The sequence below is a fragment of the Pseudomonas sp. ASL7 genome (assembly GCF_056680375.1).
In genome coordinates this window covers 4037330-4063855 of sequence record NZ_CM155279.1, presented here as the reverse complement: position 1 = coordinate 4063855, position 26526 = coordinate 4037330, and the positions used below count along the sequence as shown (strand labels likewise).

Genomic DNA, 26526 nt, shown 5'->3' with positions numbered 1-26526 from the left:
CAAAAAGTGGCGGCGATTATAGGCATATTCCACCGCTGATGCCACGTACCAGAGGTCGTAGAGACCCAGGTATCCCGTCTCACCGATACTGTTGCTTTTTGACGGGGGCCGTCGCGGCCATGCTGCGTTGCCACTCCTCGCCATAGCCAGCTATGACTCGTCGCGGCGCCTTGCCTGGCCTCAACGACCACTCGTCAAAAGAGCAACTGTGTCGGTGAGACAGGACACTAGTCGCGTGCCTGATAGACAGGGTCTTCGGCCAGAAGTTGCTGCAATCGGGCCAGTGGATCCTGCCGGTAAAACAGCTTCAGCTGCTCATAGACCTGTGGATAAGCCTCGTGCAGCAAATCCGGTGCGCTGAAGAAATATTCACTGGTGACGGCGAAGAACTCCGCCGGGTTCTCGGCGGCGTAGGGATCGATGACGGTTTCGGCGTGCGGATGGCGGTCGAGGTGGCGGTTGAGGTCATCGTAGGCATGCTGCATGATTTTCGCCCAGTCACTGACGCGCATGTCGGGGTGCAGCGGCGGCAGGCCGTTGGCGTCGCCGTTGAGCATGTCGAGCTTATGCGCGAGCTCGTGGATCACCAGGTTGTAGCCTTCCCAGCCACCGCTGGCCATTACGCCGGGCCAGGCGAGGATGATCGGGCCTTGCTGCCAGGCTTCACCGCTGTGTTCGCCGTCCCATTCGTGCACGACGCCACTGGCATCGCGATGGCGTTGAGGGCTGAGGAAGTCGTCGGGGTAGAGAACGACTTCGTGGAAGCCCTGATACCAGTTCAAATCGCCCAGGTTCAGCAGCGGCAACTGGGCCTGAGCGGCGAGCAGCAGACGTTGCTCCTGGTGGAGTTCGACACCGGACAGGGCGGTCAGGTGTTTGTCCTCGAGGAATAGCACACTGGCTTCGCGCAACCATTGGTCTTCGGCCGCGCTGATACCGTCGAGAAAGCTCAGGTGATGGCGCACCCGCTGCCACATGTCGTCGGCAATCGGGTGTTTGGTCAACAGGCGTTGGCGACGCCAGGCCCTAAGGGACCACATCGTGAATCAGCGCGACTCGGCTTTGGGGTTCGAACCACCCAGGCGGCTGCGGATGACGCCGATGATCATCGGTAACAACGACAGCAGGATGATACCTACGACCAACAACGACAGGTTTTTCTTGATGAACGGTACGTTACCGAAGAAATAGCCAAGGGTGACCAGGCCGCCGACCCACAAGATCGTGCCGAAGACGCTGAAGGCAAAGAAACGCGGGTAAGGCATCTTGCCCACGCCGGCGACGAACGGTGCAAAGGTGCGGATGATCGGCATGAAGCGCGCCAGGGTCACCGTTTTACCGCCGTGCTTGTCATAGAAGTCGTGAGTTTGCTGCAGATAGTCGCGGCGGAAGATTTTCGAGTTCGGGTTGCTGAATAGCCGTTCGCCGGCCGTTCGTCCGATCACGTAATTGGTGCTGTCGCCAAGAATCGCCGCCAACATCAGCAAGCCACCCAGCAACACTGGGTCCATGCCGCCACCGGCCGCAACGGCGCCAGCAATAAACAGCAGGGAATCACCCGGCAGGAACGGCATCACCACCAGACCGGTTTCGCAGAAGATCACCAGAAACAGAATGGCGTAGACCCATGCCCCGTAGTTGTTCACCAGCAGGTCGAGGTAAACATCGAGATGCAGGATAAGGTCGAGCGGGTTGAAATCCATGGAGAGCACCTAGGGTGATGGCCCGACTCAGCAGACCTGTGCGGATGACTTCTTGAAAGCCTACAGAGGGGTGTAGTTTTTCTTACAAGCCGGAAGGGCGGCATTATACGGGCTGAAAAGTGAAAAACGTGTCGAGTTTGTAGCGAGGAATGTCGGGAGAACCGACGGTTGGTACGGTCCGTTTTTTGTAGGAGCGAGCTTGCTCGCGATGCACCTGAGAGCACCGCGGGGTGTCAGGCTTGGCGCGTTAGCGTTAACGACCATCGCGAGCGAGCTCGCTCCTACAGGGTATCCGGTGTGGATCAGAGCCCGTCGCTGATTGGCAGCACGTAGTTCTTGAACTCGGTGTCTTCCTTGAACCCAATGGATTCGTAGGTTTTGCGCGCGACTTCGTTGTTGCTGCTGGTGGAAACGCGCATGCGCACGGCATTGGTTTCCTTGGCCATTTTCTTTGCGGTGCGGATCAGATTGTCGGCCACCAACTGACGGCGCGCGTCTTCGGCCACGTAGATGTCATTGAGAATCCACACGCGTTTAAGCGAAAGGGACGAAAAGCTCGGATACAACTGACAGAAACCCATCAGTTTATTAGTGTCGTCATCGGCCAGGGCCAGGTAAATCACTGACTCCTTGCGCCGCAGACGTTTCTCAAGGAATGCGCGAGACGAGTCCGGATACGGCAGGGAGCCATAAAACTCGCGATATTTGACGAACAACGGGGTCAGCAGGTCCAGATGTTCGAGGGTCGCTTGAATAATCCGCATGGTAGGTCTCGTCTTGAAGTGGCTGTCTTCACGTGCTCTGACGGCAAACATTTCTCACTGAGAGCCGCGCTTCGATCCTGCCTGAAGAGTGCTGGTAAAGGCAATGCAGAAACGGTTCAGGTATTCAGCGGGCTCAGTAGGAAATTACCTTTCAGCTCCGCACCAGCGTCTGACTCCAGCGTCTGAACCTGAGCTTCGTCCTTCAGGTTGACCCCCGACAACTGCCGTCGGCAGGCTTCACGCATCAAATACAGCAAACGGTGTGCCGCCATGCCGTAACTCAGCCCTTCGAGGCGAACATTCGAAATGCAGTTGCGATAAGCATCCGTCAGCCCGACCTTGGGATTGTAGGTGAAATATAACCCCAGGCTGTCGGGTGAGCTGAGGCCAGGGCGTTCGCCGATCAGGATCACTACCATTTTCGCGCCCAGCAATTCGCCAATTTCGTCGGCCACCGCGACGCGACCCTGTTCCACCAGAATCACCGGAGACAGGGACCAGCCTTCAACTGAAACCTGCTCTTCCATCCGCGCCAGAAACGGCAGGGTATGGCGATGAACGGCCAGCGCCGACAAACCGTCGGCAACGACGATCGCCAGATCCACCCCGCCAGGATGGGCCAACGCGTAATCGCGCAGGGTCTGCGCTGACGTTTCGCTCAACTTTCGCCCCAAATCGGGGCGTTGCAAATAGCTGTTTCGATCAATGGCCGCGCTATGCAGCAAGACACTCTCGCGCCCGCATTCGGTCAATTGCGCGCTCAGCCCGGCAGCGTCGAACGGCAAGTGCACCGCATCCCGCGCTTGCGCATGGGCGTACTGGAAATCCAGCTGCGCGCTGGTCGGCATGCTGGTGCCGGTTCTACCGAGGGCGATCCGCGCCGGCGTCAGGCGACGCAGTTCCAGCAACGGGTTCTGTGGATCAACGGGTGGTTTATCCATTTCAACACTCATCCCAGTTGCGCCATCGCTTGGCGGAAAGCCGGCGGCAGGCTGTCGCCGAAGTGAATCTTGCCATCCGCTTGAGTGAAAATGCCCATTTTCGCCAGCCACTGTTCGAACTCCGGTGCAGGTTTGAGGCCCAGGGTTTTTCGGGCATAGAGGGCGTCATGGAACGACGTGGTCTGGTAGTTGAGCATGATGTCGTCGGAGCCCGGGATGCCCATGATGAAGTTGATCCCGGCCACGCCCAGCAGGGTCAGCAGGGTGTCCATGTCGTCCTGGTCGGCTTCGGCGTGGTTGGTGTAACAGATGTCGCACCCCATCGGTACGCCCAGCAGTTTGCCGCAGAAGTGGTCTTCAAGGCCCGCGCGGATGATTTGTTTACCGTTGTAGAGGTACTCCGGGCCGATGAATCCTACAACCGTGTTCACCAAAAACGGTTTGAAATGTCGCGCCACGGCGTAGGCGCGGGTTTCGCAGGTCTGTTGATCAATGCCGTAGTGAGCGTTGGCTGACAGGGCACTGCCTTGGCCGGTCTCGAAATACATCAGGTTCTGGCCTAGCGTGCCGCGATTCAGGCTCAGACCCGCGTCGTAACCTTCGCGCAACACGTTCAGGTTGATGCCGAAGCTGGCATTGGCCGCTTCGGTGCCGGCGATTGACTGGAACACCAGGTCCAGCGGAACGCCGCGATTTACGGCTTCAATCGATGTGGTGACGTGGGTCAGAACGCAGGCTTGAGTGGGAATTTCGTAGCGCTGGATGATCGAATCGAGCATTTCCAGCATGGCGCAGATCGAGGCGATGCTGTCGGTGGCCGGATTGATCCCGATCATCGCGTCGCCATTGCCATACAGCAGCCCGTCGAGAATGCTCGCGGCGATGCCGGCCGGTTCGTCGGTGGGATGGTTGGGTTGCAGGCGGGTAGAGAGCCGGCCCCGCAGTCCAAGGGTGCCGCGGAAATGGGTGATGACGCGGATTTTCTGCGCCACCAGCACCAGATCCTGCACGCGCATGATCTTCGACACGGCGGCGGCCATTTCCGGGGTCAGGCCGGGGGCGAGGGCGCGCAGGCTCTGTTCGTCAGCGGCATCGCTGAGCAACCAGTCGCGGAATCCGCCGACGGTGAGGTGGCTGACGACCGCGAAGGCCTGTTTATCGTGAGTGTCGATGATGAGCCGGGTGACCTCATCGGCCTCGTAAGGAATTAGTACTTCCTGTAGGAAGTGGGTGAGCGGGATGTCAGCCAGGGCCATTTGGGCAGCCACTCGCTCGCCATCGTTGAGCGCAGCAACGCCGGCCAGGAAATCCCCGGAGCGTGCCGGGCTGGCCTTGGCCATGACTTCCTTGAGCGTGTCGAAGCGATAGGTCTGGGCGCCGACGGAATGGGCAAAGGTGGCCATGGGACGGTGTTCTCCTGATTCTATAAACAACTTAACAGCTCCGCTAACTCCTTGTAGGAGCAGCCGGTCGACGCTCGATTGCTCGCGATGGTGTGTCAGGCGACATCGATGTAACTGACCCACCATCGCGAGCAAGCTCGCTCCTACAGGGGAACTGTGTGCACTTCAAAATGGCAGGCGCCGGGGAACAAGCCCGGCACCGGTGCAACTAGATACCCGTAAGCATGGCATCAGCCGGCGCATCGAAGCGCTGCTTGGCGGTCAATTGGAAGTACAAGTAACCGGCGGCCATGAAGCCAAGGAACACGCACCCGATCAGGGTGTTGAACCAGGCCATCGCCACCAGGCACACCACGGCCAGAAACAGCGCGATCCCCGGCACGATCGGGTAGCCCGGCGCGCGGAAGGTGCGTTCCAGGTTCGGCTCGGTTTTACGCAGTTTGAACAGGCTCAGCATACTGATGATGTACATCACGATGGCGCCGAATACCGACATGGTGATCATCGCCGCCGTCAGGGTCATGCCTTGCAGGTTGACCAGGCCATCGCTGTAGATCGCCGCGATGCCGATCACGCCGCCGGCCAGGATTGCGCGGTGCGGGGTCTGAAAGCGCGACAGTTTGGCCAGGCCGCGAGGCAAGTAGCCGGCGCGGGCCAGGGCAAAGAACTGGCGCGAGTAGCCGAGAATGATCCCGTGGAAGCTCGCCACCAGACCGAACAGGCCGATCCAGACCAGCATGTGCATCCAGCTCGAGTTATTGCCGACCACCGCTTTCATCGCCTGAGGCAGGGGATCGTTGATGTTTGCCAGTTGGCGCCAGTCGCCGACACCGCCCGCCATCACCATCACGCCGATTGCGAGGAACACCAGGGTCAGGATGCCGCTGACGTACGCCTTGGGAATCGTACGTTTCGGGTCCTTGGCTTCTTCGGCCGCCATCGCCGCGCCTTCGATGGCGAGGAAGAACCAGATCGCGAAGGGGATCGCCGCAAAAATTCCGGGGATCGAGGCGATGGTGAATTCGTTAGAGCCCGACCAGCCGTTGAGCACGAAGTTACTGAAGCTGAAGCCTGGCGCGACCACGCCCATGAACACCAGCAATTCGGCGACGGCGAGCACGGTGACCACCAGCTCAAACGTCGCGGCGATGCTGACGCCGAGGATGTTTAGCGCCATGAACACGAAATAAGAGCCCACCGCCGCGATCTTCGGGTCCAGTTCCGGGTATTGCACGTTGAGATAGGCACCAATGGCCATGGCGATGGCCGGTGGTGCAAAGACGAATTCGATCAGGGTGGCGATACCGGCGATCAGTCCGCCTTTCTCGCCAAAGGCCCGCCGGCTGTAGGCAAACGGCCCACCTGCGTGGGGAATGGCGGTAGTCAATTCGGTGAAACTGAAGATGAAGCAGGTGTACATCGTCGCCACCATCAACGCGGTGACGAGGAAACCCAGCGTACCTGCGGTACCCCAACCGTAACTCCAGCCGAAGTACTCGCCGGAAATCACCAGGCCGACGGCAATGCCCCATAAATGCAGGGTGCCGAGTGTGGGTTTGAGCTGTGTGGAAGAAGTCATAAGTCCTCGCTGTCGTTTTTTTTGTTTGATCTGTTGGACTTTCGGGTACGGCGTTTTCGTGTGGAGCGGACACGCAAAGCCCGTGCCAGAGCGGCAGGGCGATGATTGGTGTGTCTTCAGGACGCCATCGCGAGCAAGCTCGCTCCCACAGGGTTATGGGGTGACCCCAGTTTTTGGGGCTGGCCCAAATCACTGTGGGAGCGAGCTTGCTCGCGATGGCTATATGAGGGGCGACACAGGAATATCTGTGCCGCCCCGGGGTTTAGAAGAAGCCCAGCGGATTGATGTCGTAGCTCACCAGCAGGTTTTTGGTCTGCTGATAGTGATCGAGCATCATTTTGTGGGTTTCACGACCGACGCCGGATTTTTTGTAACCGCCGAACGCAGCGTGCGCCGGGTACAGGTGGTAGCAGTTGGTCCAGACACGACCGGCCTTGATGGCGCGGCCCATGCGGTAGGCGCGGTTGATGTCGCGGGTCCAGAGACCGGCACCCAGGCCGAACTCGGTGTCGTTGGCAATGGCCAGGGCTTCGGCTTCGTCCTTGAAGGTGGTGATGCTCACCACCGGGCCAAAGATTTCTTCCTGGAACACGCGCATTTTGTTGGTGCCCTTGAGCAGGGTCGGCTGGATGTAATACCCGGTCGCCAGGTTGCCCTCGAGTTTTTCCACCTTGCCGCCGGTCAGCAGTTCGGCGCCTTCGCCCTTGGCGATTTCCAGGTACGAAAGGATTTTGTCGAATTGTTGCTCGGACGCCTGGGCGCCAACCATGGTGTCGGTGTCCAGTGGGTCGCCACGTTTGATCGACAGCACTTTCTTCATCACGACTTTCATGAAGTCGTCGTAGATCGACTCTTGCACCAGGGCGCGGGAAGGGCAGGTGCAGACTTCGCCCTGGTTGAAGAACGCCAGCACCAAGCCTTCGGCCGCTTTCTCAATGAAAGTCGGCTCAGCTTGCATGATGTCGGCGAAGAAGATGTTCGGCGACTTGCCACCCAGCTCCACGGTGGACGGAATGATGTTTTCGGCGGCGCATTTCATGATGTGCGAGCCGACCGGGGTCGAGCCGGTGAAGGCGATCTTGGCGATGCGTTTGCTGGTGGCGAGGGCTTCGCCGGCTTCTTTACCGAAGCCTTGCACTACGTTCAGCACGCCTGGCGGCAACAGGTCGCCAATCAGTTCCATGAGCACGGTAATGCCCAGCGGGGTTTGTTCGGCGGGTTTGAGCACCACACAGTTACCGGCAGCCAGGGCCGGGGCGAGTTTCCAGGCGGCCATCAGGATCGGGAAGTTCCACGGGATGATCTGCCCGACCACGCCCAGCGGTTCATGGATGTGATAGGCCACGGTGTTGCCGTCGATCTCGGCGGCGCTGCCTTCCTGGGCGCGGATGCAGCCAGCGAAGTAACGGAAATGGTCGGCCGCCAGCGGGATGTCGGCGTTGAGGGTTTCCCGTACGGCTTTGCCGTTGTCCCAGGATTCGGTGATCGCCAGCAGTTCCAGATTCTGCTCGATGCGGTCGGCGATTTTCAGCAGCACCAGCGAACGCGCCTGGGCGGACGTGGCGCCCCAGGCATCGGCGGCCGCGTGGGCGGCGTCCAGGGCCTTGTCGATGTCTTCGGCCGTGGAACGCGGGAATTCGGCAATTGGTTGGCCATTGACTGGCGAAGTATTGGTGAAGTACTGACCTTTAACAGGCGCGACGAACTCGCCGCCGATGTAATTACCGTATTTGCTCTTGAACGAAACGATAGCGCCTTCAGTACCGGGGTGAGCGTAACGCATGATGTTTTCTCCTTGGCTTTTGTACTTATAAGAGAGGCGCATGTGCGCTTGCTATAAGCGTAGAGCAAAGGTCGGGCCACTGCCTTGCAGGTCAGGCAAATCAAGGCCTTGCGCGGTTTTTGTCGGACGGGTGGACCACGCGTGTGACGTTTTCGGTACAGGCCTCGTGACACTTTGTACCGCTTGTGGCACAGCCTGTGACTGACCGGTCTTGCCAGCATTGCAATGCAGCTCAGGCTGGAGGATGCTCGGCATCACGTTCTATGTAGCAGCTGCCGAAGGCTGCGTTCGAGGGCGAAGCACTCGCCTCGATTCAGCAATGAAATACGGGCCACAGGTTTTACGACCGCTTCGTCCGAGTGCGGCCCAGACCGGACGCAGCCTTCGGCAGCTGCTACATGGACGCCGCTCAGATCCTGCGGGGGAGAACAATAAGAAATGCACGACAACCATTTGAGTCGCCATGCCCAGCAAGTGTTGACCGTGACCCAGGGGAAATCCCACCTGCACGGTCCCGGCAGCGATCCGTCCATTGCCCGTTCCTGGTTGCGCTGCCTTGAGGACTATCACCTCGACCCGGCCCTGACCATGGCGCCGACGGTGCTTGAGCATGGCCGCGTCCTGGAAAGCCGCGAACGCTTGCAGCAAGTGCTGCACATCGCCGGTAACGAAATGAGCAGCCTTCACCAGCAACTATCCGGTGCCGGGCATGCGGTCCTGCTGACTGACGCTCGCGGGGTGATCCTCAATTGCGTCACCGCGCCTGCCGAACGGAAGATCTTCGAGCGCGCCGGCCTCTGGCTGGGCGCCGACTGGAGCGAGGCCTGCGAAGGCACCAACGGCATCGGCACCTGTTTGGTGGAGCGACAGTCGCTGACCATTCACCAGGACGAACACTTTCGCGGTCGCCACACCGGCCTGACCTGCTCGGCGAGCCCGGTATTCGACCCCCATGGCGAACTGTTGGCGGTGCTCGACGTGTCTTCGGCGCGTCATGAGGTCTCGCGGCAGAGTCAGTTTCACACCATGGCGCTGGTCAATCTGTCGGCGAAGATGATCGAGAGCTGCTATTTCCTGCGTTATTTCGACAATCAATGGTTACTGCGTTTTCACTTGCAGGCCGAATCCGTGGGACTGTTCAGCGAAGGGCTGCTGGCGTTCGACGGGGAAGGGCGGATCAGTGCGGTCAACCAGAGTGCACTGAACCTGCTCGGGCATATTCGCGGCGGGTTGCTGGGCAAACCGGTGGAAATGTTCTTTGATTGTTCGCTGGATGAACTGCTCGGCCGTGCGAGTGTGAATGCCAACGCCAGTTGGCCGTTGCGAACCCGTGACGGTCGCAGCCTGTTTGCCGTGTTGCGGGGGCAGCCGCGCAGTATTCCGGTGCCGGTGGTTCAACATCCAGTGATGGCTGAGCGTGCGCGCCTGTCGGGCATCTGTATTGGCGATACCGCGTTGCAGGAAGACTTCCGCAAATCCCTGCGCGTGTTTGAGCGGGACGTACCGCTGTTGATCAATGGCGAAACCGGGTCGGGCAAAGAGGCCTTCGCCAAAGCCGTGCACCAGGCCAGCCAACGGGCCGAAAAAGCCTTCGTCGCGCTCAATTGCGCGGCCATTCCTGAAAGCCTGATCGAGAGCGAGCTGTTCGGTTATCGCGGCGGCAGCTTTACCGGCGCGCGCAAGGAAGGCATGCGTGGCAAGTTACAGCAGGCCGACGGCGGGACGTTGTTTCTCGATGAAATCGGCGACATGCCGCTGGCGTTGCAGACTCGGCTATTAAGGGTGCTGGAGGATCGTCAGGTGGTGCCGATTGGCGGCGAGCCGGAGTCGGTCAATGTGCGGATCATCAGCGCTACTCACCGCAATTTGCTGGAGCGGGTGGAGGACGGCAGCTTCCGCGAGGATTTGTATTACCGGCTCAATGGGCTGGAGGTTGCGCTGCCGGCATTGCGCGATCGCACGGATAAATCCCAGCTACTCGACTTCTTGCTGGCCGAAGAGGCCGGCGGGGAATCGGTCCTGATCGACGCGCCGGCACGCCAGGCGTTGCTGGGTTATGCCTGGCCGGGGAATGTGCGGCAACTGCGCAATGTGCTGCGCACGTTGGCGGCGTTGTGTGAGGGCGGACGGATTGGACTGGAAGATTTGCCGGCGATGATTCGTCAGGCTCGGACGGTGCAGGTTGCGGCCGTAGAAGCGCAATCGGAACATCCGCTGGATGACGCCGAGCGGCTGGCGTTGCTGAATGTGCTGGAGCAAACGCGCTGGCATATGACGCATACGGCCGAACAGTTGGGCGTCAGCCGCAACACCCTCTATAGAAAACTGCGTAAACACGGCATCGCCCGTTAGAAGCACCAGATCCTGTAGGAGCGAGCTTGCTCGCGATGGGCTTGAGGACGCCACGGGGTATCAGGCTTTCCGCGTAATCGTTAACGACCATCGCGAGCAAGCTCGCTCCTACAGGGGCGTGGTGGTTGATCTTCAAACACAAGGTGCGATTTCCCCCTTCCTACGCTAACCTGCGGCCATGTTTTACGAGGTCGATTATGCACATTCATATTCTTGGTATCTGCGGCACTTTCATGGGTTCGATGGCGGTTCTGGCCAAAGAGCTGGGCCATCACGTGACCGGCTCCGATGCCAACGTCTATCCGCCGATGAGCACCCAGCTTGAAGCACAGGGCATTGAGTTGACCCAAGGCTACGATCCTTCACAACTTGACCCGGCGCCGGATCTGGTGGTGATCGGCAATGCCATGTCCCGCGGTAACCCGGCGGTCGAATATGTGCTGAACAAAGGCCTGCCTTACGTCTCCGGCCCGCAATGGCTGGCGGATCACGTGCTGCAAGGTCGCTGGGTGCTGGCCGTCGCGGGTACTCACGGCAAAACGACGACCAGCAGCATGCTCGCCTGGGTGTTGGAGCACGCGGGCATGAGCCCGGGTTTCCTGATCGGTGGTGTGCCGCAGAATTTCTCGGTGTCGGCTCGCTTGGGCGATACACCGTTTTTCGTTATCGAAGCCGATGAATACGACAGCGCCTTCTTCGACAAGCGCTCCAAGTTCGTTCACTACCGCCCGCGCACGGCGATCCTGAACAACCTGGAATACGATCACGCCGACATCTTCCCCGATCTGCCAGCCATCGAGCGGCAGTTCCACCATTTGGTGCGGACCATTCCGAGTGAAGGCCTGGTGATCCATCCGACGACCGAGCCGGCCTTGCAACGCGTCATCGAGATGGGCTGCTGGACCCCGGTGCAAACCACCGGTGCCGGTGGTCAGTGGCAGGTCAAGCTGCTGAGCGAAGACGGTTCGAAGTTCGAGGTGATGTTCGAAGGTGTGGCTCAAGGCGTGGTCGAATGGGACATGACGGGCCAGCACAACGTCGCCAACGCCCTGGCCACGTTAGCGGCAGCGCGCCATGTTGGTGTGGTGCCATCGATGGGCATCGCCGCACTGAGCGCTTTCAAAAGCGTGAAGCGGCGCATGGAGAAAGTCGCAGAAGTTCGTGGTATCACCATCTATGACGACTTTGCTCACCACCCGACCGCCATTGCCACGACGCTCGACGGTTTGCGCAAGCGTATCGGCGACGCGCCATTGATCGCGATCATCGAGCCGCGCTCCAACTCCATGAAGCTTGGTGCCCACCGCGACGGCTTGCCGGAAAGTGTGGTCGATGCCGATCAGGTGATCTGGTATGCACCGGCCAACCTCGGCTGGGACCTGGCCGGCACCGCCGCGCTGTGCACCGTGCCATCGATCGTCAGTGATTCGCTGGAAGGCATCATCGAACGCGTGAAGTGTCAGGCCCAGCCCGGCACACACGTGGTGATCATGAGCAACGGCGGCTTCGGTGGCCTGCACGGCAAACTCGCCGAGGCGCTGCAATGAACAACGGCCCGGAACGCATCACGCTGGCGATGACTGGCGCGTCAGGCGCCCAGTACGGTTTGCGCCTGCTCGATTGCCTGGTGCGTGAAGACCGCGAAGTGCACTTCCTGATTTCCAAGGCCGCGCAACTGGTGATGGCCACCGAGACGGATGTGACGCTGCCGCCCAAGCCGCAGACGATGCAAGCCTTCCTCACCGAGTACACCGGCGCTGCCGTCGGGCAAATTCGGGTGTATGGAAAGGAGGACTGGATGTCGCCGGTGGCCTCGGGGTCAGGCTCGCCGGCGGCGATGGTGGTGGTGCCGTGTTCCACCGGGACCTTGTCGGCCATTGCGAGCGGTGCCTGCAACAACCTGATCGAGCGTGCCGCTGATGTCACCCTGAAGGAGCGCCGCCAGTTGATTCTGGTGCCGCGTGAGGCTCCGTATTCGAGCATTCATCTGGAGAATATGCTCAAGTTGTCGAACATGGGCGTGACAATCTTGCCGGCCTCGCCGGGCTTCTATCATCAGCCGCAAACCATCGATGACCTGATTGATTTCGTCGTGGCGCGCATTCTCAACCTGCTGAACATTCCTCAGGACATGCTGCCGCGCTGGGGCGAGCATCATCTGGCCAGCGATGAATAAGCTATTGACGATTGTGCTGGTGTTGCAGCTGGCAGGATGCGCCACGGCGCGCACGCTCGATGCGGCCCAACCCGGGGCGCCGTTGGTGTATTCGGGGACTCGGCTGGATGTGTACGCGATGAACGGCGGCTGCTGCGCCAAGGACCGATTCGGTGCAGAAGCGCCGAGCTATCCTGGCGTCGACCTGCCGGCCAGCGCGTTGCTCGACACGCTGCTGTTGCCGTTGTCGTTGTTGACGGTGCTTGGGGTCAGTTTTCAGGCGACGGGCGGGTTGTAGCGTTCGATCTTGAATCGGTGTCGCGCCATTCGCGAGCAGGCTCGCTCCCACAATGGACTTGTGAACACACAGATCAAATGTGGGAGCGAGACCGGCTTGCCGGCGAAGGCGTCCAGTCAGGCACTGCAGAAATTATTTGCCTAGTTTGCGCAGCTCATCCGACTCAACCACCCGCACCCCATCCTGCTCTTCCAGCGCCAGTCGCCACATGGCGCGGGCCAGCTGGCAGGCTTCGATGCCGCGGTATTTACCGGGAATCAAGCGGGACAAGGGCCCAACGAATTGCTCCGCCATGCGGGGTTCTGCGCGTTCACCCAACAGCAGGGAAGGTCGGCAAATGGTCAGCTGCGGCCAGTCCTGCGCGCGCAATGCCTGTTCCATTTCGCCTTTGACCCGGTTGTAGAAAATCGTCGATTTTGGATCAGCCCCCAAGGCGCTGATCACGATCAGGTGCCGTGCGCCCATCTCGCGGGCGCGCTTGGCAAACGTCACCACCATGTCCAGGTCCACGGCGCGAAATGCCTGTTCCGAGCCGGCTTGCTTGATGGTGGTGCCGAGGCAGCAATAGGCGATATCGACGCGACCGTTCAGTTGCGGCAAAAACACTGCCGGGTCACCCACCGGGTTTTCAAGATGAGGATGCTCAGCCAGCGGCCGGCGTGAGGGGGCCAGTACCCGCGAGATCGTTGGCTCATTGAGCAGTCGATCAAGCAGATGTTCTCCCGTCAATCCGGTAGCTCCGGCAAGCAATACGTGCTGAGGCGTCAAGTACATAGTGTTTCCCCCTTGATACTGTCAGCTTAGTTGTTCTTTGCATCCTTGCTGTCGATGGAGACACTTTGAAGTGCTTTTCGTGCTTGCTGTTTGCGCAGTAGCTGCCAGTGAGAAAGGACCGTTTTCGGCGCCCAGATCTGTGGCTCCGAGGCTTCGAAGTTGTCCGCCAGCTCGCGCTCGGCCACGGTGGCCTTGGCCATTTTGAAGGCTTGTTCCAGATCGTCGGTCTGGTTCAATGCCTGGGCGAACAGGGCGTCGCCGAAGTAGGTGAAGTTGGCTTCTTCCGAACAGCCGAAAGACACTCGGTCGGCGCGGGAGGCGGTCATGATCAGGGTGCGCTCGTCCTTGAGGGCCGGGATGAAGCCGCCGGAGTAGCAGGCCGAAATCACGATGATCTTGTCGCGGTTTTTCAGGGGGGCGAGGACGGTGGCGAGTTCGTCGGCCGACAGGTCGGACAGTTCCATGCGGGGTTGGTCGAGCACCAGTTCGTGTTCGCTGGTGCCGTGACTGGTCAGGTAGATGAAGATCAAGTCTTCCGGGCCACTGCGTTCGGCCAGGGTCTGGGCGGCGCGGCGCAGGTTTTCCCGGGTGGCCATGGGGCGGTCGACGAGGTGATCGCGATGGTTCACCAGACGGATCTGGCCAAAGGCGCCGAAGCGGCTGGCGAGCATGTTGCTGACGTAATCGGACTCGCGTAGAAACACGCTCTGCTTGCCGTCACCACCGAGGGTCAGGGTGTACAGCTCCACGGCTGGCGTCGAGGCCGGCACGTTGAACAGTGCATCGTCGAGCAAGCGGCCTTGGGCCAGCAAGCCGAGTTCGAGTGGGTCGGGCAGCAACTTGCCATCGGCATCACGTACGCGCTGGCCATTGATCCATGTGCCACTTTGCAGGGTGCCGTCGGTCAGCACCAGGGTGCCGCGCCCGGAATAGCTGTCACCGTCGAATTGTCCGATGTAGAAACTGCCGTCCGGCAGGTTCAAGCGGCCCTGGCCGGTAAAGCGCCAGTCACTGAATTGGCCAATGTAATGGCTGCCGTCGGCGCCAATCAATTCGCCCTTGCCGTTCAGCGACCCTTCCTTGAACTGGCCCAGCCAGACATCGCCATCGGCGTTCTCGTAGCGGCCCTTGCCCTGCAGTTGATTGTTCTTGAAGCCGCCGACATACATATCGCCATCGGCGCTGTTGAACGTGCCATTGCCCTCCAGCTGACCGTTGACGAAAGTCCCGGTGAACTGATTGCCATTGCCATCGCCGCGTTGACCTTCGCCATTGGGTTTGCCGTGGGCAAACAGGCCCTGATACGAGCTGCCATCGTCGAGTTCCAGATGACCGAGCCCTGAATATTCGTCGGCTTTGAATTCGCCGCGATAGGTCATGCCGTTTTCTTTGAGGGTGCCTTCGCCGTCGCGTCGACCGAGTTTGAAACCGCCGGTGTAGCTGCTTCCGGCAGTGGTCAATACGCCTTGCCCGTCGAACAGGCCCTGATTGAATTGGCCGCGATAGACCTCGCCGTTGCTGCCGTGCCATTCGCCCTGGCCATGCCATTGGCCCTTGTCGAAGGCGCCGGCGTACCAACTGCCGTTCGGGTAGTCGATTCGGCCCTGGCCTTGCAGCAATCCGTCGACCAGGTTGCCGCGATAGCGTCCGCCATCCGGCAGGCGGGCGTCAGGGGACAACAGCGATTCGCCGTTACCGCACGCGGTCAGTAATAGGGTCAGAGCGAGGAGTACAAGTGGGCGCATAGCGGGATCCGGGCAATTAGGCGACGAGTATGCCGCAGCTATGTGTCCTTAATATAGAGAGGAACATACAGAGAAGGCGCGAAACAGCATGAGCTGCTTCGCATCCAGGAGGTTTTATACGAAGCAGAGGGACAGTGGTTCGGCGATGTATGCCGGTTTGTCCGATCCTTCGATCTCAAGCGTGGCGGTGGCCTTGAGCAGCCATTGGCCGGGTTTTTTCTCGCTGACTTCGGTCAGCTCGACCTTGAGTCGCACTTTCGAGTTGACCTTGACGGGCTGAATGAATCGCACGCTGTCGAGGCCGTAGTTGATCACCATCTTCAGGCCTTCAGGCAGGACGAGGATGTCTTCCATCAGTTTGGGGATCAGCGACAGCGACAGGAAACCGTGGGCAATGGTGCTGCCAAATGGCGTTTGCGCGGCTTTGACCGGGTCGACGTGGATGAACTGATAGTCCCCTGTGGCTTCGGCGAACAGGTTGATGCGCTCCTGATCGATGGTGAGCCATTCGGAACATCCAAGTTCCTTGCCGACATAATCTTTGAGCTCTGCAACGGGAACATAGGGCATTGAGACTCTCCTTGGGTTCATCGGTTTTTAGTTTTTAGTTTTTAGTTTTGAGGTGGGGGGATTTGACCTCCCGGATTACCACTTTAGATCAACATGGCAAATGGCTCAGGTCAACTGACCATGTTGATGGCGAATGCCGGTCTATAGCATTGGCATGCCTATAATGCAGGCGCGAACTTGCGGGAGAGGACGGATGTTGTTACGTGGCCTGACCTGGCTGGTGCTGTTTCAATTGCTGGGCACCGCCATCAATCATTTGTTTTTGCCGGTACTGCCGGGGCCGATCATCGGCCTGCTGCTGTTGCTGGTGTACTTGATCAGCCGTGGTCAGGTTGGCGAACCGCTGAACCTGGCAGCCAGCAGCCTGCTGCGTTATCTGCCGTTGCTGCTGGTGCCCCCGGCCGTGGGCGTAATGGTGTATGCCAAAGACATTGCCGCAGATTTCTGGGCGATTGTTGGCGCACTGGTGTTGTCGTTGGTGCTGTCCCTGTCGTTTGTCGGCGTGCTGATGCAGCGCCTGATCAAACGACACGCCCATCCTGAGGACAACCAATGACCCTCGACTGGCACGGCGCCTGGGCGTCCGTGATTCATCATCCATTATTCGGCATCGGAATTACCCTGGGTGCTTATCAGCTTGTACTGGGAGTGTTCGAGAAAACCCGCTGGGTATTTCTGCAGCCGGTGCTGGTGTCCATGCTGTTGGTGATCGGTGTGTTGCTGGGTTGCGGCCTGAGCTATGCCGAGTACCGCAAGAGCACCGAGATCCTCAGCATCTTGCTCGGCCCTGCCACGGTGGCCCTGGCGGTGCCGCTATACCTTAACCTGCGACGGATTCGGCAGTTGTTCTGGCCGATATTTACTACGCTGGTGATAGGCGGTGTGGTTGCCACCGGCATGGGGGTGTTGCTGGGGTGGTCGTTCGGCGCCGAGCATATGATCCTGATGACCATGGCGCCGAAGTCAGTGACGTCGCCGATCGCCATGCTGGTGGCCGAGCAAATTGGTGGCGTCGCGGCGCTGGCGGCGGTATTTGTGTTGATCACTGGCGTGATCGGAGCGATCTTCGGTCCGAGTCTTTTGAATCGGCTCGGTGTCCACAGTCCCGAGGCGCGCGGCATGGCCCTGGGCATGACTGCCCACGCGGTCGGCACGTCGGTAGCGTTGCAGGAGAGTGAAGAGTGCGGCGCCTTCGCGGCGCTGGCGATGAGTCTGATGGGCGTGGCCACGGCGGTATTCCTGCCGTTGGCGGTGTCGATGGTGGTGTAAGGAAATGTCTATGAGCTTGCCGCTTTTTCCGCTGAACACGGTGCTGTTTCCTGGCTGCATCCTCGATTTGCAGATCTTCGAGGCGCGCTACCTGGACATGATCAGCCGCTGCATGAAACAGGGCGGCGGCTTCGGCGTGGTGTGCATCCTCGACGGTGAAGAAGTCGGCATCGCCCCGGCGGGTTACGCGCTGGTCGGGTGCGAAGCGCTGATCACCGATTTCAAGCAACAGGAAAATGGTCTGCTGGGGATTCGTGTCCAGGGTGGTCGGCGCTTTCATGTATTGAGCACCGAGGTTCAGCGCAACCAGTTGACCCTCGCCGAGGTCGAGTGGCTGGAAGACGAACCCGAGCAACCCCTGCAGGACGAGGACGCCGATCTGGTGGCCTTGCTCAAGGCCTTGGCCGAACACCCGATGGTCGAGGCGCTGAACATGGGCACCGAAGCGACCGGACAACAGTCGTTGGCCAATCAACTGGCCTACCTGTTGCCGTTTGCCGAAGTGGACAAGATCGATTTGCTGCAACTCGATGATCCGCAGCAACGACTGGATGCGATACAGGCATTGCTGGACGAGCTGCAGGGTGAGTTGTTCGCCTGACGCGCGCTAAAGATCGCAGCCCTGTAGCAGCTGCCGAGCCTGCGAGGCTGCGTTCGGCGGCGAAGCCGTCGCAAAACCAGGCAACGCAGTCTTTCAGGCAAACCGCATAAGCAGGATTTGCGAGGACTTCGTCCTCGAACGCAGCCTCGCAGGCTCGGCAGCTGCTACAAGGGCGGAGTCAGTAGGCGTATCTCAACATCGCATGCGGCAAATTCCATAGCGCGAAGAAACTGAACAACACCATCAACGCCGGCAATACCAGCCACCAGACCTTGGGCGGCATGGCGTCAAGCGGTGCCTGGCGCTGACTCAGCCACAGGCTCGCCGCACAGACACATGCCGCCAGCATCGCGCCGGCCAGCACATCCGTCGGCCAATGCGCGCCCAGGTACACCCGCGACAGGGCAATCGACAGCGCCGGCAAGCAACCCAGCAGTAGCCAGGTCAGGCGCATCCGTGGCGGTTGTCCGCGGCCGGCGAGTACGGCGAGCGTCAGAAACAGCGCGAAGGAGCCGGAAGCGTGGCCGCTGGGCATGCTGTAGCTGGCCAGTGGATCACTCAACACTTCCGGGCGCACTCGGGCGAAAAAATGCTTGGTCGCGGTATTGGCCAGTGCCGTGCAGAGCAGGGTGCTCCCGGCGAAAATCGCCTGCCGCCAGTGCCGCGTGAGCAACAGCAAACCGGTCAGCACGGCGCTGAATATCAGCATGTTGCGAAACTCGCCGATCAGCGTGAAGACAACGGCCACTTCATCGAGTAGCGGGCTGCGGTGTTCCTGCACCAGGGTCATCACGCCCTGGTCGAGGGCGGTCAGGTGTGGGTAGCCAATAAACAGTCCCGCCAGAATCAGAGTGCTCATGCCTGTAATCAGCAGGGTCGCTTTGCGATGACGGCGCAGGCTGCTGGTGACGCTCAAACCCACCATGACGGCGATGCTGCCAGCGACTATCCCTGCTTGTGGCCAGAAACCCTCCGGCAACGGCAAGCGAATCGCCGCGCCCGTGGCCCACCCCGGCAGCAGGTAGGCAACGCTCCAGCCCGCGGCGGCCAACAGGCTGACGGCGGCGAAGCGCGGGAAGGGCATGTCGAACATCCCGGCGACCATCGGCAACATCGGGCGCAACGGACCGATGAAGCGCCCGACCAGCAAACTGGCGATGCCGTAGCGCTGGAAATACGCTTCGGCGCCGGCAATCCATTCCGGGTGATGACGCAGGCCGGGCAGGCGCCGGATGTTCTGATGGAAATGCCGGCCGATGAAGTAGGAGACGACATCGCCCAATACGCCGGCGACGAACCCGAGCAGCAACGTCTCGCTCAATGACAGCGCACCACTGCCGGCCAGTACGGCCACGGCAAACAGCAACACGGTACCGGGCACGATCAACCCGGCAATGGCCAGGCATTCCACGAAGGCCACGATGAACACTGCCGCCGCCAGCCATTGCGGGTTGACCGTCAACCAACCGGTCACGCTATCGAGCCATGGGCCCATAAATACAACTCCATCAAATGTTCAAGGACGAACGCGATCAAAACATCACAGATCCCCGTGTAGGAGCGAGCTTGCTCGCGATGGTGGGTCAGCCAACATCAATGCAGCTGACACACCATCGCGAGCAAGCTCGCTCCTACAGGGGGGGCTGTGTTCACAACAAAAAATAATCGCGACCTTCGACCTGCCCCCGTCGCAGCGGGTTCCGCGTGCAATAAGGCCCGTAAGCCGCATCGACGAAGCGGTACATCAAATGCTCATCGCGCCCATGGGGAATGCCCAGGCGCGTGGTCTGGATGATGTGGGCGGGCGACGAGCCGACATCTTCCACCAGCAGCACTTGATGATCAAAGCGCTTGGCGTCCCAAACCGGCACCTTCAACCCCAGCGCTTTGCAGAGCAACGTCTGACCCGCACAGAGCTTTTGCGACGGGCGGGGGCGGCCCTGAGCATCAGGATTGTTCATCAGCATCTGCGCCAGGCTTGCCGAACCGCTCAATTCATCGACCCACGGATAAGCGGATTTGATCAAAACCGCATTGCCCGCGCCTTGAGCGCTGAAGTTCAGGGAATCGCCACCCCGGGCGTAATACATATAAATGTGGCCGCCATCCAGAAACAAAGCCTTACGCTTTTCTGTGTAGCCGAGGGAGGCGTGGCTGCCTTTTTCTTCGCAGTAATACGCTTCGGTCTCGATGATCCGCGCGCTGAGCCATAGGTCTGCGACCCGGTGGCGGATGACTTTACCGAGTAAATCACGCGCCAGCGTTTGAGCATCCCGGTCGAAAAACGCGTCTGGAAGTCCCTTGGGCAGGCGCTCGGCGGATGCACTAACAGTCAGATTAGTCATGATGAACGGCGTTTATCAGGGCTGATAGGACGGTGATGATAACAATTTGCAGCTTAATCACGGCTGAACGTCGGCAAATTGCCTTCCATTTCGACCATCCGCCCGTCACCGCTGTTAGTCAGGGGACGCGACAGCTATAATCTGCCGCTTTACTCTTTACCAAGACCTTAGCAAAGACCATCACAGACCATGACTGAGTCCGTTCTTGACTACATGACCCGATTGGGTCGCGCTGCCCGCGAGGCCTCTCGCGTCATTGGCCGTGCCAGCACCGCGCAGAAAAACCGCGCCTTGCAGGCGGCTGCCAATGCGTTGGACGCTGCACGCGCCGAGTTGACGGCCGCCAATGAGCTGGACCTCGCGGCGGGCCGCGCCAATGGTCTGGAGCCTGCCTTGCTGGAACGTCTGGCGCTGACCCCGGCCCGTATCGACGGCATGATCGTTGGTCTGCGTCAGGTCGCGGCATTGCCAGACCCGGTGGGCGCGATCCGCGACATGAGCTACCGGCCGTCGGGGATTCAGGTCGGCAAGATGCGCGTGCCGTTGGGTGTGATCGGGATCATTTACGAATCGCGGCCGAACGTGACCATCGATGCAGCCAGTCTGTGCCTGAAGTCGGGCAACGCGACCATCTTGCGCGGCGGTTCCGAGGCGATTAACTCCAACCGTGCCATTGCCGCCTGCATCCAGCGCGGTCTGGCCGAGGCCGGTTTGCCGGCCGCCGTCGTGCAAGTGGTCGAAACCACTGATCGCGCAGCCGTTGGCGCACTGATCACCATGCCTGAGTACGTCGACGTCATCGTGCCCCGTGGCGGCCGTGGCTTGATCGAACGGGTCAGCCGCGACGCCCGCGTGCCAGTGATCAAGCACCTGGACGGCATTTGCCACGTTTACGTCAGTGCCCACGCCGATCTGCCGAAAGCCCAGCGCATTGCCTTCAACGCCAAGACCTACCGGTATGGCATCTGCGGTGCCATGGAAACCTTGTTGGTGGATCAATCGGTGGCCAAGGATTTCCTGCCATCGATGGCGGCACAGTTCCGCGAAAAGGGCGTCGAGCTACGCGGTTGTGAGCGTACCCGCACGATCATCGATGCCGCAGTGGCCACTGAAGAAGACTGGAACACTGAATACCTGGCGCCGATCCTCTCGATCCGGGTGGTCGACGGGCTGGACCAGGCCATCGAACACATCAACACCTATGGCTCCCATCACACGGACTCGATTGTCAGCGAACACCAGGGCGACACCCGGCGTTTTGTGGCTGAAGTCGATTCATCGTCAGTGATGATCAACACGCCGACGTGTTTCGCCGATGGCTTCGAATACGGATTGGGTGCCGAGATTGGCATTTCTACTGATAAGCTGCACGCCCGCGGCCCGGTGGGGCTCGAAGGTCTGACTTGCGAGAAGTACATCGTGGTCGGTGATGGCCAGTTGCGCGGTCAGGAGTCGGTCTGACTTGGGCGACCTAGACCCGTCCGCCGCAGTGACCGCCAGCGAGCAGCAACCCCGCCGCATTGGTGTGCTGGGCGGAACCTTCGACCCGGTGCACATCGGCCATTTGCGCGGTGCACTGGAAGTCGCCGAATCGCTGGTGCTCGATGAGCTGCGTCTGACACCCAGTGCCAGGCCGCCCCATCGGGATACGCCGCAGGTGTCGGCCAAAGACCGGCTGGCGATGGTCGAGTGTGCGGTGGCCGGCGTGGCACCGTTGGTGGTGGACGCTCGTGAATTGCAGCGGGACAAGCCGTCCTACACCCTCGACACCCTGGAACTGATGCGCGCCGAACTGGCCGCGCAAGACCAGGTTTTTCTACTTTTGGGCTGGGACGCATTTTGCGGCCTGCCCACTTGGCACCGCTGGGAAGAGTTGCTCCAGCATTGCCACATCCTGGTGCTGCAACGCCCGGATGCCGACAGCGAACCGCCGGATGCCTTGCGCAATCTGTTGGCGGCGCGCTCGGTGAGCGACCCGCTGGCCCTCAAAGGGCCGAGTGGACAGATTGCATTCGTCTGGCAGACGCCGCTCGCGGTATCCGCCACCCAGATCCGTCAACTGCTGGCCAGCGGTAAGTCGGTACGTTTCCTGGTGCCCGACGCGGTCCTGGCCTACATCGATGCGCACGGACTTTACCGTGCGTCGAACTGAAAAAGGGCGCGCTTCAAGGCACGTGAACGCGTGTATCGAAGCGCCCGAACATACGAGCAAAACGAGTTTTATATGACTGACAAAGACGTAAGCAAAGTAAAGCGCAAAGGCACGTTCAAGAGCGCTCCGCTGCCAGTAGAGGCTCATACCGGCGTGGTACTGGCTGGCGAAGAGCTGGTCAAGGTGGCCGTAGCGGCCCTGGAAGACGTCAAGGCCCAGGACATTCAGGTGATCGACGTTCGTGAAAAGCAGAGCATCACTGACTTCATGATCATCGCCACAGGTACGTCCAACCGCCAGATCGGCGCGATGCTGGATAAGGTCCGCGAAGCGGTCAAGGCCCAGGGCGTCAAGCCGCTGGGTGAAGAAGGCAAGGGCGACAGCGACTGGGTATTGCTGGACATGGATGATGTCATCGTCCACATGATGACCGCCTCGGCTCGTCAATTTTACGACCTGGAGCGTCTGTGGTCCGGTGCAGAACAGAGCCGTGCTCTGAACGCGGCTCACCACAGCCCGGAAAACACCCATGAGCACTTCATCAAGCTCAATAAAGACCAGCAATAAGGGACCGCTGTGCGACTGCGACTGATCGCCGTCGGTTCACGCATGCCCAAATGGGTGGAAGAAGGCTGGCATGAATATGCCAAGCGTCTTCCGTCCGAGCTGGCGCTGGAACTGGTGGAAATACCGCTCAATACCCGTGGCAAGAACGCCGACGTGGCGCGCTTTATCCGTCAGGAAGGCGAAGCCATGCTGGCCAAGGTCGGCCCGAACGAGCGCGTCGTCACCCTCGAAGTCCATGGCAAGCCCTGGAGCACCGAGCAGTTGGCGGTCGAACTCGATCGCTGGCGGCTGGACTCGCGCACGGTGAATTTCATGGTCGGTGGCCCCGAAGGGCTGGCGCCGGAGGTGTGTGCGCGGGCTGATCAGCGCTGGTCGTTATCGCCGTTGACGTTGCCGCACCCGCTGGTGCGGATTCTGATCGGCGAACAGCTGTACCGTGCCTGGACAGTTCTGTCCGGCCACCCCTACCACAAGTAGTTCTGCCCTCATGTCCCAGCCGATCCGCATCAAGGACCACGAGAAAGACGCCCGTCTGGTGCGTGGTCGCGTCGTGTTCGGGGCCATTGCGGTGGTGACGCTGATCGGGGTGCTGATCGCGCGCCTGTATTTCCTCCAGGTGATCCAGTACGAGTATCACTCGACCCTGTCGGAAAACAACCGCGTCCATGTGCAGCCGATTCCACCGACTCGCGGGTTGATCTTCGACCGCAATGGCGTGGTGGTGGCCGATAACCGGCCCAGCTTCAGTCTGAGCATGACTCGCGAGCGCTCCGGCGACTGGCAGCAAGTGCTCGATGTGATCGTCGAAGTGCTGGAGCTGACGCCCGAGGATCGGGTGATCTTCGAGAAACGCATGCGTCAGGGGCGTCGGCCATTCGAGCCGGTGCCTATTCTGTTCGAGCTGACCGAAGAACAAATTGCCCGTATCGCGGTGAACCAGTTCCGTTTGCCCGGTGTGGAAGTGGTCGCGCAACTGGTGCGTCATTACCCGCAGGGCGCGCATTTTGCGCACTCGGTGGGTTACATGGGGCGGATCAATGAGAAAGAGCTGAAGTCGCTCGATCCGGTGAGTTACAGCGGCACCCATCAAATTGGTAAAACCGGCATTGAGCGCTTCTACGAGCCCGAGCTGCACGGTCAGGTGGGTTACGAAGAAGTCGAGACCAACGCTCGGGGCCGCGTGTTGCGGGTGCTCAAGCGTACCGATCCGATTCCCGGCAAGGACATCGTCTTGAGCCTGGACATCAAATTGCAGGAGGCCGCCGAAGCTGCGCTCGGTGGTCGTCGTGGCGCCGTGGTTGCGCTGGACCCGAAAACCGGCGAAGTGCTGGCGATGGTCAGTCAGCCGAGTTTCGACCCGAACCTGTTCGTCACCGGCATCAGCTTCAAGGCTTATTCCGAACTGCGCGATTCCATCGACCGGCCATTGTTCAACCGGGTATTGCGCGGTCTGTATCCGCCGGGTTCGACCATCAAACCGGCGGTGGCGATTGCCGGTCTGGATTCGGGTGTGGTCACCGCTTCGACCCGGGTCTTCGATCCCGGCTACTACATGCTGCCTAATTACGACCACAAATATCGCAACTGGAACCGCACCGGCGACGGTTATGTGGATCTGGACACGGCGATCATGCGGTCCAACGACACCTACTTCTATGACCTGGCCCACAAGCTGGGGATCGATCGGTTGTCGGCCTACCTGAGCAAGTTCGGGATCGGCCAGAAGGTTTCTTTGGACATGTTCGAAGAGTCGCCAGGGCTGATGCCGTCCCGGGAGTGGAAGCGTGCAACCCGTCGTCAGGCGTGGTTCCCGGGCGAGACGCTGATTTTGGGGATCGGCCAGGGCTACATGCAGTCGACTCCATTGCAACTGGCCCAGGCCACGGCGCTGGTGGCCAATAAAGGCGTGTGGAACCGTCCGCACCTGGCCAAGACTGTCGAAGGCCAAAGGCCCAAGGATGAAAATCCGATGCCGGACATCATCCTGCGCGACCCGTCCGACTGGACCAAGGTCAATCACGGTATGCAGCAGGTGATGCACGGTGCCCGGGGTACGGCGCGCAAGGCATCGATCGGCGCGCAATACCGGATTGCCGGAAAAAGTGGTACGGCCCAGGTGGTCGCGATCAAGCAAGGCGAGAAGTACGACCGCTCCAAGGTGCAGGAGCGCCACCGCGACCACGCCTTGTTCGTTGGCTTCGCGCCGGCCGACAACCCTCAAATCGTGGTGTCGGTGATGGTCGAGAACGGCGAGTCCGGTTCCGGTGTCGCCGCGCCAGTGGTGCGGCAAGTCATGGACGCCTGGCTCCTGGACCAGAACGGCCGATTGAAGGCCGAATACGCCAGCCCTATCAGCGCGGAGGCTACGGCCAGTGAAGAGTAATTTCGACCGCATCCTCTCCAGTGAGGATGTGATGCGTCGCCGTGCGACGCTGTTGCAACGCATGCATATTGACGGTCCACTGCTGATTTTGCTGCTGACCCTCGCCGCCGGCAGCCTGTTCGTGCTGTATTCGGCCAGCGGCAAGAGCTGGGATCTGCTGGCCAAGCAAGCCACTTCGTTCGGCATCGGCCTGGTGTCGATGGTTGTCATTGCCCAGTTCGAGCCGCGCTTCATGGCCCGCTGGGTGCCGATTGGTTATGTACTGGGCGTGTTGTTGCTGGTGGTGGTGGACGTCATGGGCCACAACGCCATGGGCGCGACGCGCTGGATCAACATTCCCGGGGTGATCCGTTTCCAGCCTTCGGAATTCATGAAGATCCTGATGCCGGCGACCATCGCCTGGTATTTGTCCAAGCGCACATTGCCGCCGCAGCTCAAGCACGTGGGCGTCAGTCTGTTTCTGATCGGTTTGCCTTTCATCCTGATCGTACGACAGCCAGACCTCGGCACTTCGCTGCTGATTCTCGCTGGCGGTGCATTCGTGTTGTTCATGGGTGGCCTGCGCTGGCGCTGGATTCTCAGCGTGCTGGCTGCCGCGATACCGGTGGCCGTGGCGATGTGGTTTTTCATCATGCACGACTATCAGAAGCAGCGAATCCTGACCTTCCTTGACCCGGAAAGCGATCCGCTAGGCACTGGCTGGAACATCATTCAGTCGAAAGCCGCCATCGGTTCCGGCGGCGTGTTCGGTAAAGGCTGGCTGCTGGGTACCCAGTCGCACCTGGACTTCCTGCCGGAAAGCCACACCGACTTCATTATTGCGGTGCTGGGCGAAGAATTCGGCCTGGTAGGCATCTGCGCATTGCTGCTGATTTACCTGCTGTTGATCGGTCGCGGGCTGGTGATTACTGCCCAGGCCCAGACATTGTTCGGCAAATTGCTGGCGGGCAGCCTGACCATGACGTTTTTTGTTTACGTTTTCGTCAACATCGGTATGGTCAGTGGCCTGTTGCCGGTGGTGGGGGTGCCGTTGCCGTTCATTAGCTATGGAGGAACTTCGCTGGTAACGCTGCTGTCAGCGTTTGGGGTTTTGATGTCGATCCATACCCATCGTAAGTGGATCGCACAGGTTTGAATAAGGT

Annotated in this window: 25 protein-coding genes; 13 read left to right on the top strand and 12 right to left on the bottom strand. The window is 60.2% G+C overall.

Annotated features, from left to right (window positions below; translation table 11 throughout):
• Positions 1-227: 227 nt before the first annotated feature.
• From AC1MDT_RS18790 to exaC, 7 genes are all read right to left on the bottom strand, one after another.
• Positions 228-1040 (bottom strand): M90 family metallopeptidase, encoded by an 813-nt coding sequence (locus AC1MDT_RS18790; RefSeq protein WP_480418459.1) that lies wholly within the window; start codon positions 1038-1040, stop codon positions 228-230.
• Positions 1041-1046: 6 nt separating this feature from the next.
• Positions 1047-1703: a DedA family protein gene (locus tag AC1MDT_RS18785; protein WP_480418458.1), complete on the bottom strand. Its 657-nt coding sequence runs from the start codon at positions 1701-1703 to the stop codon at positions 1047-1049.
• A 302-nt stretch (positions 1704-2005) separates the two neighbouring features.
• Complete coding sequence (locus AC1MDT_RS18780) at positions 2006-2467, bottom strand: GNAT family N-acetyltransferase (protein WP_480418457.1); 462 nt, start codon at positions 2465-2467, stop codon at positions 2006-2008.
• Positions 2468-2583: 116 nt separating this feature from the next.
• Positions 2584-3408, bottom strand: a complete 825-nt coding sequence (gene eutC / locus AC1MDT_RS18775) for an ethanolamine ammonia-lyase subunit EutC (RefSeq protein WP_480418456.1) — start codon at positions 3406-3408, stop codon at positions 2584-2586.
• An 8-nt stretch (positions 3409-3416) separates the two neighbouring features.
• Positions 3417-4811: an ethanolamine ammonia-lyase subunit EutB gene (locus AC1MDT_RS18770; protein WP_480418455.1), complete on the bottom strand. Its 1395-nt coding sequence runs from the start codon at positions 4809-4811 to the stop codon at positions 3417-3419.
• 208 nt (positions 4812-5019) lie between these two features.
• Positions 5020-6390 carry an ethanolamine permease gene (gene eat, locus AC1MDT_RS18765; protein ID WP_480418454.1) on the bottom strand — a complete coding sequence of 457 codons (1371 nt, stop codon included), beginning with the start codon at positions 6388-6390 and terminating at the stop codon, positions 5020-5022.
• 262 nt (positions 6391-6652) lie between these two features.
• Positions 6653-8173 (bottom strand): acetaldehyde dehydrogenase ExaC, encoded by a 1521-nt coding sequence (gene exaC / locus AC1MDT_RS18760; RefSeq protein WP_480418453.1) that lies wholly within the window; start codon positions 8171-8173, stop codon positions 6653-6655.
• Positions 8174-8611: 438 nt separating this feature from the next.
• Here exaC and AC1MDT_RS18755 point away from each other — a divergent pair, with 438 nt between their 5' ends.
• The 4 genes from AC1MDT_RS18755 to AC1MDT_RS18740 all read left to right on the top strand — a co-directional run bounded on the left by AC1MDT_RS18755 (position 8612) and on the right by AC1MDT_RS18740 (position 12978).
• Positions 8612-10525, top strand: a complete 1914-nt coding sequence (locus AC1MDT_RS18755; protein ID WP_480418452.1) for a sigma-54-dependent Fis family transcriptional regulator — start codon at positions 8612-8614, stop codon at positions 10523-10525.
• Positions 10526-10722: 197 nt separating this feature from the next.
• Complete coding sequence (gene mpl / locus AC1MDT_RS18750) at positions 10723-12072, top strand: UDP-N-acetylmuramate:L-alanyl-gamma-D-glutamyl-meso-diaminopimelate ligase (RefSeq protein ID WP_414910596.1); 1350 nt, start codon at positions 10723-10725, stop codon at positions 12070-12072.
• The gene (gene ubiX, locus AC1MDT_RS18745; protein WP_480418451.1) at positions 12069-12701 is read left to right on the top strand and encodes a flavin prenyltransferase UbiX; all 633 of its coding nucleotides are present in this window, start codon (positions 12069-12071) and stop codon (positions 12699-12701) included. Before mpl ends, ubiX begins: the two co-directional genes overlap by 4 nt.
• Positions 12694-12978, top strand: coding sequence for a YceK/YidQ family lipoprotein (locus AC1MDT_RS18740; RefSeq protein ID WP_480418450.1), 285 nt, complete (start codon positions 12694-12696; stop codon positions 12976-12978). Before ubiX ends, AC1MDT_RS18740 begins: the two co-directional genes overlap by 8 nt.
• Before the next feature lie 132 nt (positions 12979-13110).
• Here the strand turns inward: AC1MDT_RS18740 and AC1MDT_RS18735 are convergent, their stop codons facing one another.
• The 3 genes from AC1MDT_RS18735 to AC1MDT_RS18725 all read right to left on the bottom strand — a co-directional run bounded on the left by AC1MDT_RS18735 (position 13111) and on the right by AC1MDT_RS18725 (position 16067).
• Positions 13111-13752 (bottom strand): oxidoreductase, encoded by a 642-nt coding sequence (locus AC1MDT_RS18735; RefSeq protein WP_480418449.1) that lies wholly within the window; start codon positions 13750-13752, stop codon positions 13111-13113.
• A 26-nt stretch (positions 13753-13778) separates the two neighbouring features.
• Positions 13779-15497: a C13 family peptidase gene (locus AC1MDT_RS18730; protein ID WP_480418448.1), complete on the bottom strand. Its 1719-nt coding sequence runs from the start codon at positions 15495-15497 to the stop codon at positions 13779-13781.
• A gap of 114 nt (positions 15498-15611) precedes the next feature.
• A complete protein-coding gene (locus AC1MDT_RS18725; protein WP_480418447.1) occupies positions 15612-16067 on the bottom strand; it encodes a MaoC family dehydratase in 456 nt (151 codons plus the stop codon).
• Between the two features lie 193 nt (positions 16068-16260).
• On the opposite strand from AC1MDT_RS18725, the gene AC1MDT_RS18720 reads away from it, so the two are divergent.
• From AC1MDT_RS18720 to AC1MDT_RS18710, 3 genes are read left to right on the top strand one after another with little or no spacing between them, the layout of a single operon-like run.
• Complete coding sequence (locus AC1MDT_RS18720; RefSeq protein ID WP_414910602.1) at positions 16261-16623, top strand: CidA/LrgA family protein; 363 nt, start codon at positions 16261-16263, stop codon at positions 16621-16623.
• A complete protein-coding gene (locus AC1MDT_RS18715) occupies positions 16620-17336 on the top strand; it encodes an LrgB family protein (RefSeq protein WP_480418446.1) in 717 nt (238 codons plus the stop codon). Before AC1MDT_RS18720 ends, AC1MDT_RS18715 begins: the two co-directional genes overlap by 4 nt.
• A 10-nt stretch (positions 17337-17346) precedes the next feature.
• A complete protein-coding gene (locus AC1MDT_RS18710) occupies positions 17347-17937 on the top strand; it encodes an LON peptidase substrate-binding domain-containing protein (protein WP_480418445.1) in 591 nt (196 codons plus the stop codon).
• 178 nt (positions 17938-18115) lie between these two features.
• Here the strand turns inward: AC1MDT_RS18710 and AC1MDT_RS18705 are convergent, their stop codons facing one another.
• Both AC1MDT_RS18705 and AC1MDT_RS18700 read right to left on the bottom strand, forming a co-directional pair.
• Positions 18116-19432, bottom strand: a complete 1317-nt coding sequence (locus AC1MDT_RS18705; RefSeq protein WP_480418444.1) for a bifunctional DedA family/phosphatase PAP2 family protein — start codon at positions 19430-19432, stop codon at positions 18116-18118.
• A gap of 154 nt (positions 19433-19586) precedes the next feature.
• Positions 19587-20282 (bottom strand): DNA-3-methyladenine glycosylase, encoded by a 696-nt coding sequence (locus AC1MDT_RS18700; protein WP_480418443.1) that lies wholly within the window; start codon positions 20280-20282, stop codon positions 19587-19589.
• 189 nt (positions 20283-20471) lie between these two features.
• On the opposite strand from AC1MDT_RS18700, the gene AC1MDT_RS18695 reads away from it, so the two are divergent.
• From AC1MDT_RS18695 to rodA, 6 genes are all read left to right on the top strand, one after another.
• On the top strand, positions 20472-21743 hold the full coding sequence (locus AC1MDT_RS18695) for a glutamate-5-semialdehyde dehydrogenase (protein WP_480418442.1): 1272 nt from the start codon (positions 20472-20474) through the stop codon (positions 21741-21743).
• A 1-nt stretch (position 21744) separates the two neighbouring features.
• Complete coding sequence (nadD, locus tag AC1MDT_RS18690; RefSeq protein WP_480418441.1) at positions 21745-22434, top strand: nicotinate-nucleotide adenylyltransferase; 690 nt, start codon at positions 21745-21747, stop codon at positions 22432-22434.
• Between the two features lie 72 nt (positions 22435-22506).
• The gene (rsfS, locus tag AC1MDT_RS18685) at positions 22507-23001 is read left to right on the top strand and encodes a ribosome silencing factor (protein WP_414910611.1); all 495 of its coding nucleotides are present in this window, start codon (positions 22507-22509) and stop codon (positions 22999-23001) included.
• Between the two features lie 9 nt (positions 23002-23010).
• Positions 23011-23478: a 23S rRNA (pseudouridine(1915)-N(3))-methyltransferase RlmH gene (gene rlmH, locus AC1MDT_RS18680; protein WP_007937439.1), complete on the top strand. Its 468-nt coding sequence runs from the start codon at positions 23011-23013 to the stop codon at positions 23476-23478.
• A gap of 10 nt (positions 23479-23488) precedes the next feature.
• A complete protein-coding gene (gene mrdA, locus AC1MDT_RS18675) occupies positions 23489-25384 on the top strand; it encodes a penicillin-binding protein 2 (RefSeq protein WP_480418440.1) in 1896 nt (631 codons plus the stop codon).
• A gap of 31 nt (positions 25385-25415) precedes the next feature.
• Positions 25416-26519: a rod shape-determining protein RodA gene (gene rodA, locus AC1MDT_RS18670; protein WP_414910687.1), complete on the top strand. Its 1104-nt coding sequence runs from the start codon at positions 25416-25418 to the stop codon at positions 26517-26519.
• The last annotated feature ends 7 nt before the right edge of the window (positions 26520-26526 follow it).

Bases quoted from the DNA above. Each gene is read 5' to 3' on its own strand.
- AC1MDT_RS18695 (WP_480418442.1), top strand. From the start codon at position 20,472: ATGACTGAGTCCGTTCTTGACTACATGACCCGATTGGGTCGCGCTGCC.
- AC1MDT_RS18725 (WP_480418447.1), bottom strand. From the start codon at position 16,067: ATGCCCTATGTTCCCGTTGCAGAGCTCAAAGATTATGTCGGCAAGGAA.
- AC1MDT_RS18785 (WP_480418458.1), bottom strand. From the start codon at position 1,703: ATGGATTTCAACCCGCTCGACCTTATCCTGCATCTCGATGTTTACCTC.
- rsfS (WP_414910611.1), top strand. From the start codon at position 22,507: ATGACTGACAAAGACGTAAGCAAAGTAAAGCGCAAAGGCACGTTCAAG.
- AC1MDT_RS18755 (WP_480418452.1), top strand. From the start codon at position 8,612: ATGCACGACAACCATTTGAGTCGCCATGCCCAGCAAGTGTTGACCGTG.
- AC1MDT_RS18700 (WP_480418443.1), bottom strand. From the start codon at position 20,282: ATGACTAATCTGACTGTTAGTGCATCCGCCGAGCGCCTGCCCAAGGGA.
- mpl (WP_414910596.1), top strand. From the start codon at position 10,723: ATGCACATTCATATTCTTGGTATCTGCGGCACTTTCATGGGTTCGATG.
- AC1MDT_RS18735 (WP_480418449.1), bottom strand. From the start codon at position 13,752: ATGTACTTGACGCCTCAGCACGTATTGCTTGCCGGAGCTACCGGATTG.
- AC1MDT_RS18715 (WP_480418446.1), top strand. From the start codon at position 16,620: ATGACCCTCGACTGGCACGGCGCCTGGGCGTCCGTGATTCATCATCCA.
- AC1MDT_RS18790 (WP_480418459.1), bottom strand. From the start codon at position 1,040: ATGTGGTCCCTTAGGGCCTGGCGTCGCCAACGCCTGTTGACCAAACAC.
- mrdA (WP_480418440.1), top strand. From the start codon at position 23,489: ATGTCCCAGCCGATCCGCATCAAGGACCACGAGAAAGACGCCCGTCTG.
- AC1MDT_RS18780 (WP_480418457.1), bottom strand. From the start codon at position 2,467: ATGCGGATTATTCAAGCGACCCTCGAACATCTGGACCTGCTGACCCCG.
- AC1MDT_RS18730 (WP_480418448.1), bottom strand. From the start codon at position 15,497: ATGCGCCCACTTGTACTCCTCGCTCTGACCCTATTACTGACCGCGTGC.
- eat (WP_480418454.1), bottom strand. From the start codon at position 6,390: ATGACTTCTTCCACACAGCTCAAACCCACACTCGGCACCCTGCATTTA.
- exaC (WP_480418453.1), bottom strand. From the start codon at position 8,173: ATGCGTTACGCTCACCCCGGTACTGAAGGCGCTATCGTTTCGTTCAAG.
- eutC (WP_480418456.1), bottom strand. From the start codon at position 3,408: ATGGATAAACCACCCGTTGATCCACAGAACCCGTTGCTGGAACTGCGT.
- AC1MDT_RS18770 (WP_480418455.1), bottom strand. From the start codon at position 4,811: ATGGCCACCTTTGCCCATTCCGTCGGCGCCCAGACCTATCGCTTCGAC.
- AC1MDT_RS18705 (WP_480418444.1), bottom strand. From the start codon at position 19,432: ATGGGCCCATGGCTCGATAGCGTGACCGGTTGGTTGACGGTCAACCCG.
- rodA (WP_414910687.1), top strand. From the start codon at position 25,416: ATGCGTCGCCGTGCGACGCTGTTGCAACGCATGCATATTGACGGTCCA.
- AC1MDT_RS18710 (WP_480418445.1), top strand. From the start codon at position 17,347: ATGAGCTTGCCGCTTTTTCCGCTGAACACGGTGCTGTTTCCTGGCTGC.
- AC1MDT_RS18720 (WP_414910602.1), top strand. From the start codon at position 16,261: ATGTTGTTACGTGGCCTGACCTGGCTGGTGCTGTTTCAATTGCTGGGC.
- AC1MDT_RS18740 (WP_480418450.1), top strand. From the start codon at position 12,694: ATGAATAAGCTATTGACGATTGTGCTGGTGTTGCAGCTGGCAGGATGC.
- ubiX (WP_480418451.1), top strand. From the start codon at position 12,069: ATGAACAACGGCCCGGAACGCATCACGCTGGCGATGACTGGCGCGTCA.